Source organism: Nonomuraea jabiensis (assembly GCF_014204795.1).
Taxonomy (GTDB): Bacteria; Actinomycetota; Actinomycetes; order Streptosporangiales; family Streptosporangiaceae; genus Nonomuraea; species Nonomuraea jabiensis.
The window spans coordinates 5887966-5906851 of record NZ_JACHMB010000001.1 but is presented as its reverse complement, the minus strand read 5'-3'; the positions used below and the strand labels follow the sequence as shown (position 1 = coordinate 5906851).

Sequence of the window (18886 nt, the reverse complement as noted above, 5' to 3'; positions counted from 1 at the left end):
TCTCCTAAGCGAGGAAGTTCTTGAGCTCGAGGACGAGCTTGCGGATATGGCCTGAGATCACCGGAGTGCCCAGGTCCTTGAGTTTCTGGCGGTACCACGGGTCGACGCTCGCGTGTCCGGAGCTGTTGACCGAGCCGACGGGGATGAACTTGACCCCCGAGCGGTGGATCGCCGCGAAGTCGTTGATCAGCGATCGGTTGTCGTAGAAGTCGGAGATCCACACCATCACGGTGTTGCGCGGATCGGTGATCTTCGGCCGGCCCAGGGCCATCGCCACCGTGCCGTCGGTGCCGCCACCGAGCGTGGTGCGCAGCAGCACCTCGAACGGGTCCTGCACCCACGGGGTCAGGTCGATGGCCCGGGTGTCGTACGCGATGAGGTGCACGTCCACCTTGGGCAGCCCGGCGAAGATCGACGCCAGGATGGTGCAGTTGACCATCGCGTCCACCATCGAGCCCGACTGGTCGACGACCACGATCAGGCGGGCCGGGGTGGTGCGGCGGGCGGTCTGCTTGTAGTAGAGCCGGTCGACATAGAGGCGCTGGTCCTCCGGGCTCCAGTTGGTGAGGTTCTTCCAGATGGTCCGCTCGATGTCGAGGTTGCGGAAGACCCGCTTCGGCGGCACCGACCGGTCGATGACGCCCACGCTCGTCTTCTCCACCTGGGTACGCAGCACCTCGGCGACCTCGTCCACGAACCTGCGGATCAGCGCCTTGGCGTTGGCCAGCGCGACGCCCGACAGGTTGGACTTGTCGCGCAGCAGCTGCTCGATGAGCGACATGCTGGGCGTGAGCTGCCGGGCCAGCGCCGGGTCGGCCAGCACCTCGCGCAGGTGCATGCGCTTGACCAGGTCGCCTTCGATGCCCGCCAGGACCGCGGCCACCTCTTCGTCGCCGGGGCTGTGGCGCAGCCCGCCCGGCTCGCAGCCCATGCCGCGCTCGAACCAGCCGGCGTCCTTCTTCCAGCTCTCCAGCTTGCTCGCGGTGACGTTGCCGGTGCCCGTGGAGAACACGTTGAGCAGCAGCTTGGAGACCAGGACCGCGCGGCGCACCTCGTCGCCGTCCTCGTGCTCCTTCTCGGCCATGAGGTCCTGGAGCTCGTCGGCCAAGCCGGGGAAGCGCTGCACGAGGTTGTCGATCGAGACGCCGGGGTCGAGCAGGCCGGCGGGGAGGCCGAGGTCGTCGACGATGGCCACGCTCGCCCGCTCCAGAGCGGGCTGCTCGTCGGCGCCGAACACGCGCGACAGCAGGCGCCAGTAGAGCACCTGGCGCCGGGTCGCGTCGGCGCCCTGCACGTTGTCGTTGCCGGTGTCGCTGTGGGTGGCGCTGTGGGTGTCGGTCATTTCCGCAGCAGCCGCCCTGCCCGCTCGCGCAGCACGGCGACCGCGTCGCCGGCCCTGGCCTCGGCCTTGACGACCTTGGGGTCGGTGGGGCCCATGGCCCAGTCGCCGTTGTGCGCGGTGACGCCCTTCTTCTTGACCGTGGCCTGCACGGCGAGCGGCTGCAGGAGCCACTGCCCGCCGTCCCAGCGCATCAGGCCGATGCAGGCGGAGGAGGCCGACACCAGCTCGGGCGTGAGCGGCCCGCAGGCCGGCAGCCGGTCGAGGGCCACCGGGAGCGAGCTGCCGCCCAGGTCGAGCGTCTCGTCGCGGATCGTGTAGCCCTCCAGGAAGACCGGCTCCGCGATGCGTACGGGATGGCGGTCGAGCGGCGGGGTGGCCGGAGCCACGGCCTCGGCGAGCTGGACCCGCGCGGTCGCGAACGGGTCGGCCGCCGCTCCCGTGCTCGCCTTGCCGTCGTGCCACACCAGGTCGCCGCCCGGCAGCAGCGGCATGTCGGTGAGCTCCAGGCTGAGGTGCCCGGCCAGCGCGCCCATGAGCACGGGGTGGTCGCCCATCAGCCGCCACACGGACGGGCCGGAGATCGTGTCCACCTTCGCGGCCGCCACGCTCGTGCGTACCAGCCGGGAGGGGGCGCCGCCCGCGGGCTCGAGGATGCCGTGGACCTGCACCCGCACCACGGTGGCGTGCTCGTGGACGTCGGCGCCGAGGATCAGCAGCCGGCCCGAGACCGGCTCGGCGGCGCCGTGCCAGGTGCCCTTCTGGGACAGCAGCAGGGCACGCGTCCACAGGTCGGCCCACCTGCGGACGGGCAGCCGCTCCATCGTGCCCACCGGGCAGGACGCCCGCAGCTCCGCCGCCAGGCCGTCGAGCAGCACCGCCAGCCCGCGCAGCTCGGGCGTGGCCAGCAGCGCCTCGATCGCCGGATCGGCGGAGGAGACCACGTCGTGGTCGACGCCGCGCCAGCCGGTGATCGCCAGCTCGCGCAGCCAGCCCCGGCACGCGGCCAGCACGCCCGCCGGGTCGCCCGCGTCCGCGGCGGCCTCCCAGGTCGCGCGGGTGCGGCCGAGCGCCGTGTCGAACCGGGCGAGCAGCGCGTCGTGCACCGCGCCGAGCAGCGCAGCCCGGCCGCCGGCCAGCGCCGCCAGGTGCTCGTCGCCGACCGACCCGGCGCTCACCTTCTCCGCCGCCTCGGCCAGCCGGTCGCCGAGCGGGCTGCCGGCCAGCGCGCCCGCCAGGGCGGCCAGCGCCGCCGACGCCTCCTCCCCGAGCCGGGCGAACCCGTGGGTGAGCGCGTCGTCGAACCCCGCCACCAGGTCGAGCGCCTCGCCGGCCCCGGCCGGGGCGTCGCCCAGCAGCTCTCCGAGCTGTACGTCGAGCATCAGCGCACCGCCCTCGTCGCGGGGAACCAGTGCAGCTCGGCCAGCGGCTCCGTGCTGTCGGGCACCTCCAGGTAGGCCAGGTGGCGCAGGAACCTGCTGAACACCACGGCGGCCGGGGTGCGCTCGACCGGCCCCTTGATGGCGGACATCAGGGACTGGCCCTCCGGCACCTCCACCCCCAGGTAACGGGACACCCGGTCCAGCCCGTACTGCAGGACGGCCTCGTCGGCCAGCTGGTGGATGTGCTTACAGGCGTAACCGTGCAGCGCGCCGCACGGCCGGTTGTTGTTGGTGCTGCAGCTCAGGGCGTGGGTGCCGGCGGTGATGGAGGAGACGTAGACCCGTTCGATGTCGGATCCGCTCGACACGACCCCCTGCAACCGCCCGTCGGCCAGCTCGACGAAGGGCACCTTCGCCAGCTTCCTCGGCTCGACAGGCGGCACCACCCGCACCACGCTGCGCTGCTCCCACGCGGCTCTGTCCGCGTCCACGACCTCGAACCCTCCCGCCCCGGCCGGCGCACGGGCGCATGCGGGAATGCGTGCGCCTTCGTGACCGGCTGATCAATGATCCGGGAACTTACCGGAGCTCACCGACAGATCGGGCCTAAACGATCAAAGCCCAAGGTCCTCGCGGGTTCGCGGCTCCGAGGATAATTGTCGATAATATTGTCAACGAAACTCGAAGTACAGGAGGATTCCGTGACCCCTGAGTCCCCGCTGGAGGAGACGCTGACCGACCGGCTCAGAGCGGCCGTGCTCGGCGGGGACTTCGTGCCCAACCAGCGCCTGGTCGAGGCCGACGTGTGCGAGCAGTTCGGGGCCACCCGCGCGGCCGTGCGCGAGACGTTCAGAGAGCTGGCCTCGGAGGGGCTGGTCGAGATCCTACGCAACAAGGGCGCCCGGGTCCGGGCGATCTCCAAGGCGGAGGCCGTCGAGATCACGGAGGTGCGGATGGTGCTGGAGGGCCTGTCCGCCGCCAAGGCCGCCGAGCGCGTCACCCCCGAGCAGGCGGGGCGGCTGCGGGAGATCGTCGCCGAGATGCGCGCCGCCGTGGAGCGCAACGACCTCGACCGATATTCCGAGCTCAACGCGGCGCTGCACGCCAAGGTCCGCGAGATCGCCGCCCACCAGACGTCGGCGTCGATCATCGAGCGGCTGGGGGCGCAGGTGATCCGGCACAAGTTCCGCCTGGCCCGGCAGCCGGGGCGGGCGGCGCTGTCGTTGCCGCAGCACGAGCTGATCGTGGCCGCCATCGTCGCCCGCGACCCGGAGGCGGCACAGACGGCCATGCAGCAGCACCTGCGCAGCGTCGCCAAAGCCCTGGAGGCCACCGACTGACGGCCACCGCCGCTCTGGAGGCCGCCCCGCTGACGGGCCGCCTCATGGCCCGCCCGGGACGGGTGGGAGGCCGGTGTGGCTCACGTCCTCCAGGGTGACGGCCGTGGCGGCGGTCATGGCGTGGGGCACCCCGAGCGACTCCAGCATCCGGGTGGCCGCGTGCATCTCGTGCACCCGGCGCACGCTGTGCTGCCCCGCCCCCTCCAGCAGCCGCACCACGAACCGCTCGTCGGCCGCGGACACCGTCTCCAGCAGGTGCTCCCAGAACCACTCCCCCAGCCCCGCCGCCTCGGCGGCCCGCCGGGACTCGATGACGAGCGCGCTCAACCCCTTCACCAGCACGCTCCGCAGCAGCTTGCGAGCCGCCGCGTCACCGGGCGAGCCGCCGATCGGCGTCACGTCCATGCCGTGGCGGCCGGCGAAGGCGGCGAAGCGGGCCGCGTCGCCGCCGCTGGCCAGGATCGGGGTCGCCAGGCCCCGCAGCGGGATCGGCGCCATGATCGCGCCGTCCACGGCCGACGCGCCCGCCGACGCCACCAGCTCGGCGATGCGCAGTTTGTCGCCGGGCGCGCTCGTGGACAGGTCGGCGTAGAGCGCGCCGGGCCTCAGGCTGGGGCGCGACTCCTCGCAGGCGGCCAGGCTGTCGGCGCCGGTGGTCACGGCGATGACGACGTCGGCCCCGCGTACGGCCTCGGCGTTGCACGCGACCAGCGGCGGCCCGCCGGACGGCGACGGCGGGTGGGCGGGATCGTAGACCCGAAGGCGCACCCGGGGCGCGAGGCCACGCGCGAGGACGCGGCCGACCTCGCCGTAGCCGAGCACCGCCACCTGCATGAGAATAGCCATATCGTTGACAATATTGTCGAATCACGCCCTCGACCAGCCCCACTGTCGAGCATCCAGCCGGATTGCCGATGAAACTGTTGACAATATGATCGATCGGCTCGTAGCGTCAGCGAGTGACCTCGGCAAAGACCCCCACACTTCTGGTGATCAGCGCCCACGCGGGCGACTTCGTCTGGCGCGCGGGCGGCGCCATCGCGCTCGCGACCGGCCGCGGCGAGCTGGCCAAGGTGGTCTGTCTCAGCTTCGGCGAGCGCGGCGAGTCCGCGAAGGCGTGGCGCGCCGGCCGTACGCTCGACGAGATCAAGGCGATCCGCCGCGAGGAGGCGCAGAACGCGGCCGCGGCCCTGGGCGCCGAGATCGAGTTCCTCGACGCGGGCGACTATCCCCTGGTGGAGACCCCGGAGCTGGTCGACCGGCTGGTGCGGATCTACCGGGAGGTCGAGCCCGACGTGGTGCTGACGCATCCGCTGGCCGACCCGTACAACGGCGACCACCCCGCGGCGGCCCGCATGGCGCTGCAGGCCCGCGTGCTGGCGCAGGCCGCGGGCTACGACGCGCCGGGCGAGCCGCTCGGCGCGCCGCCCGTGTTCTTCTTCGAGCCGCACCAGCCCGAGCAGTGCGACTTCAAGCCCGACGTGCTGCTCGACATCACCCCGGTGTTCGACAGGAAGCGCAAGGCGATGGAGTGCCTGCCGGCCCAGCAGCACATGTGGGACTACTACACCGACCTCGCCAAGCGCCGCGGGGTGCAGCTGCGCCGCAACGCGGGCCCCAACCTCGGCCTGCCGCACGACACCATGGGCGAGGCGTACATGCGGCTCTACCCGCAGGTGACGGACGTGCTGGCATGAGGCACGTGGTCGTCACCGGCACGCCGCGGTCGAGCCTCGACCGGATCGACGCCCTGGCCGCGTACGGCGTCGCGACCGTCCACGAGGCGCTCGGCCGCACCGGCTACCTGGGGCCGGGGCTGCGCCCCGCGTGGCCCAGGTGCAGCACGGGCGGCAACGCGGTCACGGTGCTGTGCTGGCCGGGCGACAACCTGATGATCCACGTCGCGGTCGAGCAGTGCCAGGAGGGGGACGTCCTGGTCGTGGCCACGACCTCGCCGTCCACCGACGGGATGTTCGGTGAGCTGCTGGCCACCTCGCTGCGCTCCCGGGGCGTGCGCGGGCTGGTGATCGACGCGGGCGTACGCGACGTCGCCGGGTTGCGGGCCATGGGCTTCCCGGTGTGGAGCGCGGCCGTCAGCGCCCAGGGCACGGTCAAGGCGACGCCCGGCGCCGTCAACGTGCCCGTCACCGTGGGCGGGCAGCTCGTCCGGCCCGGCGACACGATCCTCGGCGACGACGACGGGGTGCTGGTGGTGCCGCGGGGGCGACCTGGAGCGGGCCATCTCCGCCTCCGCCGCCAGAGCCGCGAAGGAGGCCGCGGCGCGGGAGGCGTTCGCGAAGGGGGAGCTGGGGCTCGACCGCTACGGCCTGCGCGAGCGACTGCCCGGACTCGGCATTACGTACGTGACGGCCGCCGAGTACGGACCGATGTGACGGCGTGCGCACGGGCGACGACGGCGGTGTGCGATGCATGGTGATGCGTGGCGGCACCTCCAAAGGGGCCTACTTCCTGGCCCGCGACCTCCCCCGCGACCCTCGGAAGCGCGTGCAGTCGTTGCGCGTCCGGGCGGGCAAGCTCATGGGGCTCGGCGACGTCACCGGCGATGAACGCTCTGCTGCATGACATCGCCCACCTCGGCGACGTCGAGCTGCGCACGCCCGAGCAGGAGCGCAGCCTGTGGTTCTTCACCGAGATCCTCGGCATGACCGCCGCCGCACAGGCCGGCGACTCGATCCACCTGCGCACGTACGAAGACTACGAGCACCACAGCCTCACGCTGACAGCCCACCGCACCTCCGGCATCGGCTCGACCGGACTGCGGGCGAGCAGCCAGGAGGCGCTGGAGCGCCGGGTGCGCGCGATCAAGGACGCCGGCCTGGGCATCGGCTGGCGGCACGGCGCCCCGGGCCGCGGCCCGACGTACGCCTTCCGCGACCCCGACGGCCACGAGCTGCGCCTCTACTGGGAGTCGCAGTGGTACGAGCCCCCCGGGGAGCTGCGTCCCGCGCTGAAGAACCAGCCGCAGGCGTTCCCCGGCCACGGCGTGGGCGTGCGCCGCCTCGACCACGTCAACTTCCTGGCCGCCGAGGCCGCGGCCGCCGACCTCTGCCTGGACAGCGGCGTGTTCATCGAGACCGGCCCGCACAGGCACGCCATCCAGCAGACCTTCTTCCTGTATGTCTACGAGCCCGGCGGCAACCGCGTCGAGCTGTGCAACCCGCTGACGAGGCTCATCCTGGCGCCCGACTGGCGGACGATCACGTGGACGGAGGCCGAGCGGGCCAAGGGCCAGGCGTGGGGGCTGAAGACCATCGCCTCCTTCCACACCCACGGCACCCCGCCCATCGCCCTCGGGTGCTGCTCAGCGGTGCACGATCAGCCAGGTGGCGACGGCGGTGACGGTGCTGGAGCGGTTGCCGATGATGTGCGGCCGGCTGCACGGGAAGGTGATCGAGTCGCCCTTGGACAGGGTCACCACCTCCGACTCGAATTCGATGGTCAGCTCCCCCTCCGTGACCGTGCCCACCTCGTACCCCTCGTGCTTGAGGAACTGCCCGTGAGCCGTGGAGACGGCGTTCGGCGGGTAGGTGGACTCGAAGAACTCCACGTCGGGCGTCGGCCCCGGTGACAGCCGGCGGAACGTCACTCCCCCGCTGAGCTGTATCGGCGCGACCTCCCAGGCCCGCCTGATCGCGAAGCCGGGCGACGCGGAGTCCGTGCGGGGCTCCTCCTGCGCGTCGAAGACGGCCGCCAGCGGCACCCCGATGGTGGAGACGTACGCGATGAGCCGGCTCACCGAGGGGCGCATCGTCCCCCGCTCGATCTGCGACACCGCGCTGGCCGAGATGCCCAGCTCCCGCGCCACCGCCCGCAGCGACTTCCCCGAGCGGGTGCGGAGCTCGCGGAGCCGCTGACCGAGGCGCTCGTTGCCGACCGCTTCCAGGTCAGTTGGGCTGTCCATCGTCTCCGTCACAAGGGCTTAACACGGGCGCAATCATCAATCGGATGTCAAGGCATACATTAACAGCAGGTGTTAAGCGATCACTTAACACTCGGACGCACGTCACCCCCCAAGGATGCCGCACATGACAGAGCCCACCGTCTCGGTAACGCAGCCCCCTGCCTACGACCCTCGATTGACGAACGAGGACCTCGCGCCGCTGCGCGAGCAGACCTGGTCGTCGTACAACATCGTCGCCTTCTGGATGTCCGACGTGCACAGCGTCGGCGGCTACGTCACCGCGGGCAGCCTGTTCGCGCTCGGGCTGGCGAGCTGGCAGGTGCTCTTCGCGCTGCTGGCCGGCATCGTCATCGTCAACGTCTTCTGCAACCTGGTGGCCAAGCCCAGCCAGGTCACCGGGGTACCGTACCCGGTGATCAACCGCGCCGTCTTCGGCGTGCTCGGCGCGAACATCCCCGCCATCGTGCGCGGCGCCATCGCCATCGCGTGGTACGGCGTGCAGACATACCTGGCCTCGCAGTCGCTCATCATCGTCTTCCTCAAGTTCTGGCCGGCCACCGCCGCGCTGAACGGGCCGAGCTTCCTCGGCCTGTCCGCGCTCGGGTACATCTGCTACGCGATCCTGTGGGTCGCGCAGGCGGCCGTGTTCTGGCGGGGCATGGACGCGATCCGGCGCTTCGTGGACTGGGCCGGGCCCGCGGTGTACGTGGTCATGGTCGCGCTGGCCATCTACCTGGTGAGCAAGGCGGGCTGGGAGAACATCAGCCTGGACCTGTCGCAGGGCGACAGCCTCGGGTTCGGCGAGTCGATCCCGGTCATGCTGAGCGCGATCGCCCTGGTCGTATCGTACTTCTCCGGGCCGATGCTGAATTTCGGCGATTTTTCGCGGTATGGCCGGTCATTTCGGGCGGTGAAGCAGGGCAACCTCCTCGGCCTGCCGGTCAACTTCCTGTTCTTCTCGATCCTGACGGTCATCACCGCCTCGGCCACGGTCCCCGTCTTCGGCGAGCTCATCACCGACCCGATCCACACCGTGCAGCGCATCGACACGCCGTTCGCGATCCTCCTCGGCGGCCTGACCTTCGTGATCGCGACCGTGGGCATCAACATCGTCGCGAACTTCATCTCGCCCGCGTTCGACTTCTCCAACGTCAGCCCGCAGCGGATCAGCTGGCGCACCGGCGGGATGATCGCGGCGGTCGGCTCGGTGCTGCTCACGCCGTGGAACTGGTACGGCAACCCCGACGCCATCCACTACACGCTCGGCCTGCTCGGCGCGCTGATCGGCCCGCTGTTCGGGATCCTAATCGCGGGCTACTACGTGTGCGCGCGGCAGCGGGTGGCGGTGGACGACCTGTTCACCCTCGACCGGTCCGGCCGCTACTGGTTCAGCAAGGGTTACAACCCCAACGCGATCTGGGCCACCGTCGCGAGCGGCGTGCCCGCCATCGCCTCCGTGCTCGTGCCCAAGATGCTGCTCGACCTCGGTGTGACGACGGCCGACCTGACGTGGATCGCCGACTACAGCTGGTTCATCGGCTGCGGGCTGGGCTTCGTGGCGCTGGTGACCCTGGAGCGGCGCGTGCCCAGGATCGCCGCGGCATGACGTACCGCATCAAAGTGATCAACCCGAACACCGCCCTGGCCATGACCGAGTCCATCGGCCGATGCGCCAGGGCGGTGGCGTCGCCGGGCACCGTCGTCACGGCCGTCAGCCCGAGCATGGGCCCGGAGTCGATCGAGAGCCACTACGACGAGGCGCTCGCCGTGCCGGGGGTGCTGGCCGAGGTCGCGGCGGGCGAGCGCGACGGCGTGGACGGGTACGTGATCGCCTGCTTCGGCGACCCGGGCCTGGACGCGGCCCGCGAGCTGGCCACCGGCCCCGTGGTCGGGATCGCGGAGGCCGCCATGCACGCCGCCACCCTGGTCGGGCGCTCGTTCAGCGTGGTCACGACCCTGTCCAGGACCGTGGGCCGGGCCTGGGAGCTGGCCCACCGATATGGATTCGCCGCCGCCTGCCGAGGCGTGCACGCCTGCGACATCCCGGTGCTCGACCTGGAGGATCCGGCCGCCCGCAAGACCGTGACCGAGCTGTGCGCCTCGGCGGTCGAGCGCGACGGGAGCGACTCGGTAGTGCTCGGCTGCGCGGGCATGGCGTCGTCCTGCGCCGAGGTGTCGCGCGAGACGGGCGTGCCCGTGATCGACGGGGTGACGGCGGCGACCAAGCTCGTCGAGTCGCTGGTGTCGCTCGGGCTGCGGACCAGCACGCGCGGCGAGTACGCCCCGCCGCCGCCGAAGCGGTACTCGGGTTTACTCGGGGATTTCACTCATTGACGCCTCCGCAGGCAGAGGCTAACGTCGTCTCATAACTTAAAGGAAACTTTCCTAATAGTTTCCTGGCATCCCACCCCTCGTACACCCCCAACCGGATGTCGGAGCGTCATGAGACACAGTGTCCTGAGCAAGATCCTGGTGGCGTTACTGCTGCCCCTCACGGCCGTGGCGGTGGCCCCGCCGCCGGCCTCCGCCTCGGCGTACGCCGCCCTCGCCGAGTGGGCCCCGTGGACGGCGTACACGGCGGGCACGCACGTCACGTACAACGGCGTCGAGTACGAGTGCGTCCAGAGCCACACCTCCCAGCCCGGCTGGGAGCCCCCGAACGTGCCCGCCCTGTGGAAGCCCTCGACCGGCGGCGGCACCGACACCACCGCCCCGTCGGTGCCCGGCAACCTGCGCTCGACGGGCGTGACCGGCAGCACCGTCTCCCTCGCCTGGGACGCCTCCACCGACAACGTCGCCGTCACCGGCTACGAGATCTACCGGGGCGGCACCCTCATCACCACCGTCACCGGCACCACCCACACCGACACGGGGCTGGCCGCCAACACCGCCTACAGCTACACCGTCCGGGCCCGCGACGCCGCCGGCAACCGCTCCGCCAACAGCAACACCGTCACCGCCACCACGACGGGCGGCGGCACGGACACCAGCGCGCCGACCGTGCCGGGCAACCTGCGCTCGACCGGCGTGAGCGGCAGCACCGTCTCCCTGGCCTGGAACGCCTCCACCGACAACGTCGCCGTCACCGGCTACGAGATCTACCGGGGCGGCACCCTCATCACCACCGTCACCGGCACCACCCACACCGACACGGGGCTGGCCGCCAACACCGCCTACAGCTACACCGTCCGCGCCCGCGACGCCGCCGGCAACCGCTCCGCCAACAGCAACACCGTCACCGCCACGACCACGGGCGGCGGCGGAGGCGGGAACAAGGTGCTCGGCTACTTCGTGCAGTGGGGCGTCTACCAGCGCGGATACCACGTCAAGAACATCGACACGAGCGGCTCGGCGGCCAAGCTGACGCACATCAACTACGCGTTCGGCAACGTGCAGAACGGCCAGTGCACGATCGGCGACAGCTACGCCGACTACGACCGCTTCTACCAGGCGGGCGAGAGCGTGGACGGCGTGGCCGACACGTGGGACGCGGGCGCGCTGCGCGGCAGCTTCAACCAGCTGCGCAAGCTCAAGAAGAAGTACCCGAACCTGAAGGTGCTGTTCTCCTTCGGCGGCTGGACCTGGTCCGGCGGCTTCACCCAGGCCGCGCAGAACCCCACGGCCTTCGCCAACTCCTGCTACAACCTGGTCGAGGACCCGCGCTGGGCGGACGTGTTCGACGGCATCGACATCGACTGGGAGTACCCGAACGCCTGCGGCCTCACCTGCGACTCCAGCGGCCCGGCGGCGTTCAAGAACGTCATGTCGGCGCTGCGCTCCCGCTTCGGCTCCGGCAACCTGGTCACCGCGGCCATCACCGCCGACGGCACGAACGGCGGCAAGATCGACGCGGCCGACTACGCCGGCGCCGCGCAGTACGTCGACTGGTACAACGTCATGACGTACGACTACTTCGGCGCCTTCGCGCCGCAGGGCCCGACCGCCCCGCACTCACCGCTCACCTCCTACTCCGGGATCCCGACCCCGGGCTTCTACTCCGACGCCGCGATCCAGAAGCTCAAGAGCAAGGGCGTGCCGGCGAGCAAGCTGCTGCTCGGCATCGGCTTCTACGGCCGCGGCTGGGCCGGCGTCACGCAGGCCGCGCCCGGCGGCACGGCCTCGGGACCCGCGCCGGGCACGTACGAGCAGGGCATCGAGGACTACAAGGTGCTCAAGACCCGCTGCCCGTCCACCGGCACGGTCGCGGGCACCGCGTACGCGTACTGCGGCGGCCAGTGGTGGAGCTATGACACGCCGAGCACGATCGGCGGCAAGATGAGCTACTCGAAGAGCCAGGGCCTCGGCGGCGCGTTCTTCTGGGAGCTCAGCGGCGACACCACGAACGCCGAGCTCCTCACGGCCATGAAGTCCGGCCTGAGCTGACCCGGCGTTCTGGCGGGCCCCCGCCAGGGGCCCGCCAGAGAGCCGTCAGCGGGCGGCCGCGGTCAGCTCGCTGACCTGCTCGGCCGTCAGCTCCACGGTGGACGCGGCCAGGTTCTCCTCCAGGTGAGCCACCGACGACGTGCCCGGGATCGGCATCACCACCGGCGAACGCGCCAGCAACCAGGCCAGGCTGACCTGCGCGGGCGTGGCCCCGACGGCCTTGGCGACGTGGTCCACGGGGCTGCCGGGCACCGCCAGCGCGCCCTTGGCGATGGGGCTGTAGGGGATGAACCCGATCCCCTGCTCCTCACAGTGCTCCAGCACGTCCTCCGAGAACCCGTTGGTGAGGCTGTAGCGGTTCTGCACGGTGACGATCTCGACGATGCGCCGCGCCCGTTCCAGCTCCTCGACGGTCACCTCCGACAGGCCGATGCTGCCGATCTTGCCCTCGTCCCGCAGCGCCTTCAGCTCGCCGAGCTGGTCCTCCAGCGGCACCTCCGGGTCGATGCGGTGCAGCTGCAGCAGGTCGATCCGGTCCAACCCGAGCCGCCGCAGGCTCATCTCGACCTCCTGCCGCAGGTACGCGGGCCGCCCCACGACCACCCACTGCGCCGGCCCCGGCCGCACGAACCCGGCCTTGGTCGCGATCAGCAGCCGCTCCGAATACGGGTGCAGCGCCTCCCGGATGATCTCCTCGCTGACGTACGGCCCGTAGGAGTCGGCGGTGTCGATGAGATCGACGCCCAGCTCCACGGCCCGCCGCAGCACCCGCACGGCCTCGTCGCGATCGCGCGGCGGCCCCCAGACCCCGGGCCCGGTGAGGCTCATGGCCCCGAAGCCGAGCCGGTGGACGGTCTTGTCACCGATGGTGAACGTGCCGGTGGACTGGAGCTCTATGGACATACGGTTCCCCGTTTCGCTGTGATCTGGGCCGTTTACGCATCTCCCATCTTCCCGTGGGCGCCGCGCGACGCCCAATCACGGTGCCGGCTTCGCGTCGCTGACGACGCCCGCCGCCAGGTTCGTGCCGAAGTACTGCACCCGCCACGCTCCCCCGCTCTTCGTCCCGGTGCGCAGCTCGAAGCGGCCCTTGCTGAGGACCGGGTTGTCCCTGGTCAGGGTGCTCTTGTCGACCGAGTTGAACGCCCCGGACGGCGCGCCCGGCTTGCGGTAGAAGACCCAGATGCGCTGGTTCCCCAGCCCCTCCCAGGACGCGCCCGGCTTGCCGCGCAGCCGTCCCGAGTGGACGGTGCTGCCGCCCGCCCGCCGTACCGCGTAGTCGAGCCGCGTCGCGTACCGCTGCTCGGCCGTCGCCTCCACGAACACCGCCGCGCTCACCGCCCCGATCACCTCCGGGCCGCTGCGGACCTCGGCGCGCCAGTCGCCGCTCTCCATGACGGGCGCCTGCGCGGCGAACCGGCCGAGGTCGTCGGTGACCGCGTCGGCGAGCTCGCGCCGGCCGCAGGTCTCCTGCTCCTGGAACGCGATCACGACGGGCAGGCCGGCCGCCGGGCCGGAGGCGCCATTCTTGACCAGCTCCAGCCGGCCGACGAGCCGGATGAGGTCGCCCCTCGGAACCTGCCGGGGCTGCGCGTCGAAGGACTCGAACCGCGCCTCGGCCTTCGCGCCGCGCCGGTCGACGTCGAACTCGTGCACGGCCGTCGCCCGGCCGGCCCGCGCCTCGACCTGCCAGGTCCCCTCCGCGTCGGCGGGCCGGAGGGTGTGCGTGGCCAGCCAGTCGCACGGCGGCGGCTGGGCGGCGAACTCGAGCGGTACGCGCGTCCCGTCCGGGCTCAGCAGCCGGCCGCGTAACCGGGTGGCGTTCGCGGTGGACACCTCGATCCGGAGCGCGACCTCGCCGGTGTCCAGGACGACCGGCTGCGGCGTCACCTGGATGGCGACGATGTCGGGCGAAGGCTGCATGTTCTCCTCCTGTCAGCAGATCTCGCGGTAGGGCGTGCCGGGGACGAGCCGGTCCCACTCGCTCCGGGAGAGCGAGCGCCCGGCCCTGGCGCACAGGGCGGCGGCCACGCCGGCGGCGGTGGCGGGCTGGTCGCCGAGCGTGCCGTCGGTCCGCAGCCAGCGCAGCTGCCCGGCGTCGAAGGCCAGCGCCACCACCTCGCCCGCGGGGTACACGGCGGGCGAGCCGAGCGGGGCCCGTTCGGCGACGTCCCAGAGCTGGACGCGGTTCGAGCCGCCGACGGCCAGCGTCCGCCCGTCGGGCGAGAACGCCAGCACGTCCACCGCGCCGAACCCCTTGAGCGGCAGGTGGGCGAGCTGCCGGCGGTCGGCGGCGTTCCAGAGCGTCACCCCGGCGGCCAGCGCGCCGGTGGCGATGACCGTGCTGTCCGGGCTGTACGCGATGGCCCGCACGCCGTCGGCGCTCTCCCCGAACGGCCTGGTGACAGGCTCGGCCCCGCCCAGCGACGCGAGCGCGCCGTCCACGCCGTTCACCGCCAGCTCCCGCCCGTCGGGGCGGAAGGTCAGGCCGGAGCCGCCGGGGACGTTCAGCGTCCGCGTCCTGACCCCGCGGCGCACGTCCCAGAGCTGGATGTCGCGCCAGTTGTTCGCGGGCGGGGTGACGGTCTCCTGGAAGGGCGCCACCGCCAGCGTCGTGCCGTCGGGGGCGAACGCGAGCCCGCCCACCTCGCTCGCGCCTTTGATGGGGAACGTCCGCTCCTTCGTGCCCGTCGTCAGGTTCCAGAGCGTCACCCGCGCGGGGCCGGCCGTCCCGACGGCCAGCAGCGTGCCGCCGGGATCCAGCGCCATCGCGGTCGGGGTGACCGGCAGGACCGCCGGCCGTTCCGGTCCGCCCAGGTGCCAGACCTCCACCCGGGGCCGCCGCACGATCACGGTACGCCGCGCGGGGTCGATCAGCCCGGCCTCGACCCCGGGCGCCAGCGTGCGCGGGCGGGTGAGGTCGGAGACGTCCAGGGTCACGGCCGTGCCGTCGAGCAGGCCGAAGGCGAGCGTGCCCGGGCCCAGCCGGAGCCCGGACACGAGCTCGCCGACCGGATGGGACAGCAGCCGGGTGCCGTTGCGCGACCAGAGGGCGAGGTGGGACCCGTCGTAGGCGGCCAGGTAGCGGCCGTCCTGGCTGAAGCGCAGCGCGCGGGCCCCGAACCCCTTCAGCACCGGCTCCCGCCAGCGCCGCGCGGCGAGGTCCCAGAAGCGGACCTCGCCGCCCGCCCGTACCGCCAGCTCGCGCCGCGCCGGGTCGAACGCGAGCGCCGCACCGGGAAGCCGGGCCAGCACGCCCTGCCAGTCGCGCAGCTCGATCCGCCCGCCGGGCAGGGTGGCGGCCATCAGGCCGTCGTCGGCGGAGAAGGCGACTTCGGTGGCGTCGCCGACGGCCAGCGGGCGCTGGCTGGTGAGGTCCCACACCCGCACGCGGCCCTCGGCCGTGGTGGCCGCCAGCAGCAGCCGCCTGGGGCTGAACGCCAGCCGCTGCGCCCCCTCCCCGAACTCGGCGACCCGCACCCCGCGCTCGGCGTCCCAGACGGAGATCGACCGCTCGCCGGCCACGGCCAGCCTGCGGCCGTCGGCGCTGAGCGCGATCGCGCTCGCGGGCCCGCTCACCCCGACGAAGGCGCGAGCGGGCCGCCCGGCGGTCACGTCCCACAGCGTGAACCTGCCGCCGTCCAGCACGGCCAGCCGCGTGCCGTCGTCGCTGAGGTCGAAGCGGGCCGAGCCCGAGACCGGACCGGGGCGGAAGGCCGAGCGCTCGCGCTGGGCCAGCGAGGCGTACATGGCGGAGCGCGCCTCGGCCACCGGCGCGATCCGCCACGCGGCCACGCTCAGCAGCAGCGCCGTCAGCGGGTCGGCGGCCCGGGTCCGGTTCGCGAGCGCGGCCACCCGGCGGGCGGCCGACGTGTCCCGCTGGCGCGTGCCCAGCACGTTCTGCACGACCACGACGCCCATCGCGGCCAGCAGCACCGCGACGAGCGCCGCGATCGTGCCCCGGACGCGCCGGCGCCGCCTGGCCAGGTCCCGGGTGCGCGCGCGGGAGGCGTCCAGGAACGCCTGCTCGCGCTGGTTCGGCCGGAGCGGCCCGCGCCCGTTCGCGGCCCATTCGACGGTCTCGTCCAGGATCGTGCCCCGGTAGAGGTCGTCGGGGCGGCGGCCGTTCGCGTGCCACGCGGTGGCCGCCCTGTTCAGGGCGTGGTGGACGCTCAGCGCCGCGCGGTCGGCCTCGACCCAGCCCCGAAGGCGCGGCCACGCCCGCAGCAGCGCCGCCCCCGCCAGCGTGATCGACTCGCCCGTGTGGACGAGCAGGCCCGCGTCCGTGTACGCCTGGAGCACCCGCTGCACGCCGGCCGGGTCCCGTGCGCCGTCCACGAGATCCCGGGTCGCCGCCTCCCTGAGCGCGGTCCCGGCACTCTCGTCGGAGCGGACCATGCGCAGCAGCGCCGAGGGGACGAGCGCCTGGTCCTCCGGGCTGAGCCGCCCGTAGACGGCCTCGGCGACCTCGGCCGGCGACGGCGCGGCCGGTTCGGCGGCCGGATCGGCGGCGGGCCTGACCTCGCCGGCGGCCCGGCTCCCGCTGGTGAGCAGCCCGGAGAGGCCGCCCTGCGAGAGGCCCGGCCCGCTGGCGGCGGTGTTCATGGCGATGAGGTCGAGCAGGAGGGAACGCGCCGGCGGGCGGGCCTCGGCGTCCAGCGACATCGCCTCGGACACCAGGTGCCGCAGCGGCTCCGCCAGCACGGTGAAGTCGGGCCGCGTGCCGGCCACCTGGTAACGCAGGAGGGCCAGGTCGCCGGAGAACGGGGGTCGCCCGGTGGCCGCGTACAGCATCATCGCGCCCCACGCCCACACGTCGACGGCGGATCCGCCGCGCTGCCCGGCCAGCCGCTCGGGCGCCATGTACGGCGGCGTGCCCGCCGCGAACTCGCCCTCGGTCGTCTGCGACATCTCGCCCGTCCTGGCGAGCCCGAAGTCGATCACCCGCGGCCCGTCGGGCCCGAGCAGCACGTTGCCCGGCTTCAGGTCCCGGTGCACCACGTCCGCGTCGTGGATGGCGGCCAGCGCCGTGGCCACCCCGACGGCCAGCCGGTGCAGCCGGTCGGCGTCGAACGGCCCGTGCCGCTCGACGGCCGTGCGCAGGCTGGGCCCCTCGATGTGCTCGCTCACGATGTACGGCGCGGGCCCGTCGAGGTCGGCGTCGATGATGCGGGCCGTGCAGAACGAGGCCACCTTCCGCGCGGCCGCCACCTCCTTGACGAGGTCGGCCCGTGCCCCGGCGTGCTCCAGCAGCTCCGGGCGGATGACCTTGATCGCCACCCGCCGGCCGGCCTGGTCGTAGGCGTCGTACACAACCCCCTGCCCGCCCGCGCCCAGCCGGCCCGCCAGCCAGTACTCGCCCAGTTGTGCCGGGTCGCCCGGCAAAAGAGGCGTCACGGCTACCCAAGCTAGCGATTGCCCATGCCCACGCGCCACCGTGCAGGTCCTAGGGAAATCCCGGGCGATGGGGTTGATCCGGCGAACACCGGAGGCATACCGTGTTAATCGATTAACATGAGAGCTACAGCGCGACAAGTGGCCGAGCTGGCGAACGTGTCAGTGGCGACCGTCTCCTACGTGCTCAGCGGCCGGGATCGCCCCGTTGCCGCCGAGACGAGGCAGCGGGTACTCGAGGCAGCCAGGCAACTCGGCTACACCCCCAACCAGGCCGCCAGGAGCCTGCGCAAGCGCCGCACCCAGCGGATCTGCCTGGTGCTGAGCTCGCTCGGCGGCGTGCCGAGCGACGAGCGCCTGGCCACCGACCTGCACGAGATGGCCGACGCCCGCGGCTACTCCGTGGTGACGCTCGCCGTCTACTCCGAGGCCCGCGCGAACGCCGCCGTCGACGTGCTGCGCGGCGGCGTCGCCGACGGCGCGCTGATCAACCTGGCCGGCGACCACCTCACCCGCGACCTGGTCACCGGCCTCGCCGGGACCGGGCTGCCGATGGTGGTCCTGAGCAACGAGGACGGGCTGGAGGGCTGCGACCTCGTACGCACCCCGGAGGCGGAGGCGTGCGCGGAGGCGGTCGAGCACCTGCTCGCCCAGGGCCGGCGGCGCATCGCGTTCCTGGCGCACCGCCACGAGCTCCACCGGGAACAGCCCGCGGGCCGGCTGCTCGGCTACACGACCGCCCTGGACCGGCACGGCGTGAGCGAGCGGATCATCACCACGGGCGCGGACGACCGCGTGGCGGCCTACCAGACCGCTTCCGAGCTGCTGCGCACGCCCGACCGCCCCGACGCGATCTTCGCGGCCTCCGACCGGGCCGCGATCAGCGCGATCTGGGCCGCCAGGGACGCCGGGCTCAGCGTGCCCGGCGACGTCGCGATCGTCGGCGCCGGCAACATCGACGAGGGTCTCATCAGCAATCCGCAGCTCAGCACCGTCGGCCCGCTCCGACACGACTACACCGACGTCGCACGCCTGCTCTTCGACCGCCTCCAGGCCGAGGAGCAGCCCCCCGCCCGCGAGATCGTCCGCTCCTGGACCTTCCTGCGGCGGGGCTCTTCGTAGACCT

General features: G+C 72.5%; 15 protein-coding genes and 1 pseudogene. 8 read left to right on the top strand and 8 right to left on the bottom strand.

The annotated features are described in order from the left end of the window. Positions 1-4: 4 nt before the first annotated feature. The 3 genes from HD596_RS27295 to HD596_RS27285 are packed head-to-tail and all read right to left on the bottom strand — an operon-like array spanning position 5 to position 3212. Positions 5-1342 (bottom strand): VWA domain-containing protein, encoded by a 1338-nt coding sequence (locus tag HD596_RS27295; RefSeq protein WP_185072162.1) that lies wholly within the window; start codon positions 1340-1342, stop codon positions 5-7. Beyond that, on the bottom strand, positions 1339-2721 hold the full coding sequence (locus tag HD596_RS27290) for a hypothetical protein (RefSeq protein ID WP_185072161.1): 1383 nt from the start codon (positions 2719-2721) through the stop codon (positions 1339-1341). The genes HD596_RS27295 and HD596_RS27290 overlap by 4 nt, the downstream gene beginning before the upstream one ends. Further along, positions 2721-3212 carry a hypothetical protein gene (locus HD596_RS27285; RefSeq protein WP_185072160.1) on the bottom strand — a complete coding sequence of 164 codons (492 nt, stop codon included), beginning with the start codon at positions 3210-3212 and terminating at the stop codon, positions 2721-2723. The genes HD596_RS27290 and HD596_RS27285 overlap by 1 nt, the downstream gene beginning before the upstream one ends. Positions 3213-3422: 210 nt before the next feature. Here HD596_RS27285 and HD596_RS27280 point away from each other — a divergent pair, with 210 nt between their 5' ends. Continuing rightward, positions 3423-4061 carry a GntR family transcriptional regulator gene (locus HD596_RS27280; protein WP_313044768.1) on the top strand — a complete coding sequence of 213 codons (639 nt, stop codon included), beginning with the start codon at positions 3423-3425 and terminating at the stop codon, positions 4059-4061. 42 nt (positions 4062-4103) lie between these two features. On the opposite strand, the gene HD596_RS27275 is transcribed toward HD596_RS27280, so the two are convergent. Next, on the bottom strand, positions 4104-4907 hold the full coding sequence (locus HD596_RS27275; RefSeq protein ID WP_185072159.1) for an NAD(P)-dependent oxidoreductase: 804 nt from the start codon (positions 4905-4907) through the stop codon (positions 4104-4106). A gap of 113 nt (positions 4908-5020) precedes the next feature. Between HD596_RS27275 and HD596_RS27270 the strand changes: the two genes are divergently transcribed. The 3 genes and pseudogenes from HD596_RS27270 to HD596_RS62100 all read left to right on the top strand — a co-directional run. Continuing rightward, positions 5021-5758: a PIG-L deacetylase family protein gene (locus tag HD596_RS27270; protein ID WP_313044766.1), complete on the top strand. Its 738-nt coding sequence runs from the start codon at positions 5021-5023 to the stop codon at positions 5756-5758. Then, positions 5755-6498 (top strand): 4-carboxy-4-hydroxy-2-oxoadipate aldolase/oxaloacetate decarboxylase, encoded by a 744-nt coding sequence (locus HD596_RS27265; protein WP_281398278.1) that lies wholly within the window; start codon positions 5755-5757, stop codon positions 6496-6498. The genes HD596_RS27270 and HD596_RS27265 overlap by 4 nt, the downstream gene beginning before the upstream one ends. Before the next feature lie 126 nt (positions 6499-6624). Beyond that, a pseudogene (locus HD596_RS62100) lies at positions 6625-6966 on the top strand (VOC family protein); the annotation flags it as partial. 417 nt (positions 6967-7383) lie between these two features. Here the strand turns inward: HD596_RS62100 and HD596_RS27250 are convergent. After that, on the bottom strand, positions 7384-7983 hold the full coding sequence (locus HD596_RS27250) for a helix-turn-helix domain-containing protein (protein ID WP_221519537.1): 600 nt from the start codon (positions 7981-7983) through the stop codon (positions 7384-7386). A gap of 124 nt (positions 7984-8107) precedes the next feature. On the opposite strand from HD596_RS27250, the gene HD596_RS27245 reads away from it, so the two are divergent. The 3 genes from HD596_RS27245 to HD596_RS27235 all read left to right on the top strand — a co-directional run bounded on the left by HD596_RS27245 (position 8108) and on the right by HD596_RS27235 (position 12366). Beyond that, the gene (locus tag HD596_RS27245; RefSeq protein ID WP_185072157.1) at positions 8108-9589 is read left to right on the top strand and encodes an NCS1 family nucleobase:cation symporter-1; all 1482 of its coding nucleotides are present in this window, start codon (positions 8108-8110) and stop codon (positions 9587-9589) included. Beyond that, entirely contained in the window at positions 9586-10317 is a 732-nt protein-coding gene (locus HD596_RS27240; RefSeq protein WP_185072156.1) for an aspartate/glutamate racemase family protein, read from the top strand. Before HD596_RS27245 ends, HD596_RS27240 begins: the two co-directional genes overlap by 4 nt. A gap of 108 nt (positions 10318-10425) precedes the next feature. Continuing rightward, positions 10426-12366 carry a glycosyl hydrolase family 18 protein gene (locus HD596_RS27235; RefSeq protein ID WP_185072155.1) on the top strand — a complete coding sequence of 647 codons (1941 nt, stop codon included), beginning with the start codon at positions 10426-10428 and terminating at the stop codon, positions 12364-12366. A gap of 45 nt (positions 12367-12411) precedes the next feature. Here the strand turns inward: HD596_RS27235 and HD596_RS27230 are convergent, their stop codons facing one another. The 3 genes from HD596_RS27230 to HD596_RS27220 all read right to left on the bottom strand — a co-directional run bounded on the left by HD596_RS27230 (position 12412) and on the right by HD596_RS27220 (position 17763). Continuing rightward, positions 12412-13269, bottom strand: coding sequence for an aldo/keto reductase (locus tag HD596_RS27230; RefSeq protein ID WP_185072154.1), 858 nt, complete (start codon positions 13267-13269; stop codon positions 12412-12414). A gap of 75 nt (positions 13270-13344) precedes the next feature. Continuing rightward, complete coding sequence (locus tag HD596_RS27225; RefSeq protein ID WP_185072153.1) at positions 13345-14289, bottom strand: hypothetical protein; 945 nt, start codon at positions 14287-14289, stop codon at positions 13345-13347. Between the two features lie 12 nt (positions 14290-14301). Continuing rightward, positions 14302-17763: a WD40 repeat domain-containing serine/threonine protein kinase gene (locus HD596_RS27220; RefSeq protein ID WP_185072152.1), complete on the bottom strand. Its 3462-nt coding sequence runs from the start codon at positions 17761-17763 to the stop codon at positions 14302-14304. A 138-nt stretch (positions 17764-17901) separates the two neighbouring features. Between HD596_RS27220 and HD596_RS27215 the strand changes: the two genes are divergently transcribed. After that, complete coding sequence (locus HD596_RS27215; RefSeq protein WP_313044758.1) at positions 17902-18882, top strand: LacI family DNA-binding transcriptional regulator; 981 nt, start codon at positions 17902-17904, stop codon at positions 18880-18882. Positions 18883-18886 lie beyond the last annotated feature (4 nt).

What these genes read in the sequence shown, in the direction of transcription:
- HD596_RS27290 (WP_185072161.1), bottom strand. Translation starts at nt 2,721, where the DNA reads ATGCTCGACGTACAGCTCGGAGAGCTGCTGGGCGACGCCCCGGCCGGG.
- HD596_RS27265 (WP_281398278.1), top strand. Translation starts at nt 5,755, where the DNA reads ATGAGGCACGTGGTCGTCACCGGCACGCCGCGGTCGAGCCTCGACCGG.
- HD596_RS27250 (WP_221519537.1), bottom strand. Translation starts at nt 7,983, where the DNA reads ATGGACAGCCCAACTGACCTGGAAGCGGTCGGCAACGAGCGCCTCGGT.
- HD596_RS27235 (WP_185072155.1), top strand. Translation starts at nt 10,426, where the DNA reads ATGAGACACAGTGTCCTGAGCAAGATCCTGGTGGCGTTACTGCTGCCC.
- HD596_RS27295 (WP_185072162.1), bottom strand. Translation starts at nt 1,342, where the DNA reads ATGACCGACACCCACAGCGCCACCCACAGCGACACCGGCAACGACAAC.
- HD596_RS27240 (WP_185072156.1), top strand. Translation starts at nt 9,586, where the DNA reads ATGACGTACCGCATCAAAGTGATCAACCCGAACACCGCCCTGGCCATG.
- HD596_RS27245 (WP_185072157.1), top strand. Translation starts at nt 8,108, where the DNA reads ATGACAGAGCCCACCGTCTCGGTAACGCAGCCCCCTGCCTACGACCCT.
- HD596_RS27225 (WP_185072153.1), bottom strand. Translation starts at nt 14,289, where the DNA reads ATGCAGCCTTCGCCCGACATCGTCGCCATCCAGGTGACGCCGCAGCCG.
- HD596_RS27230 (WP_185072154.1), bottom strand. Translation starts at nt 13,269, where the DNA reads ATGTCCATAGAGCTCCAGTCCACCGGCACGTTCACCATCGGTGACAAG.
- HD596_RS27275 (WP_185072159.1), bottom strand. Translation starts at nt 4,907, where the DNA reads ATGGCTATTCTCATGCAGGTGGCGGTGCTCGGCTACGGCGAGGTCGGC.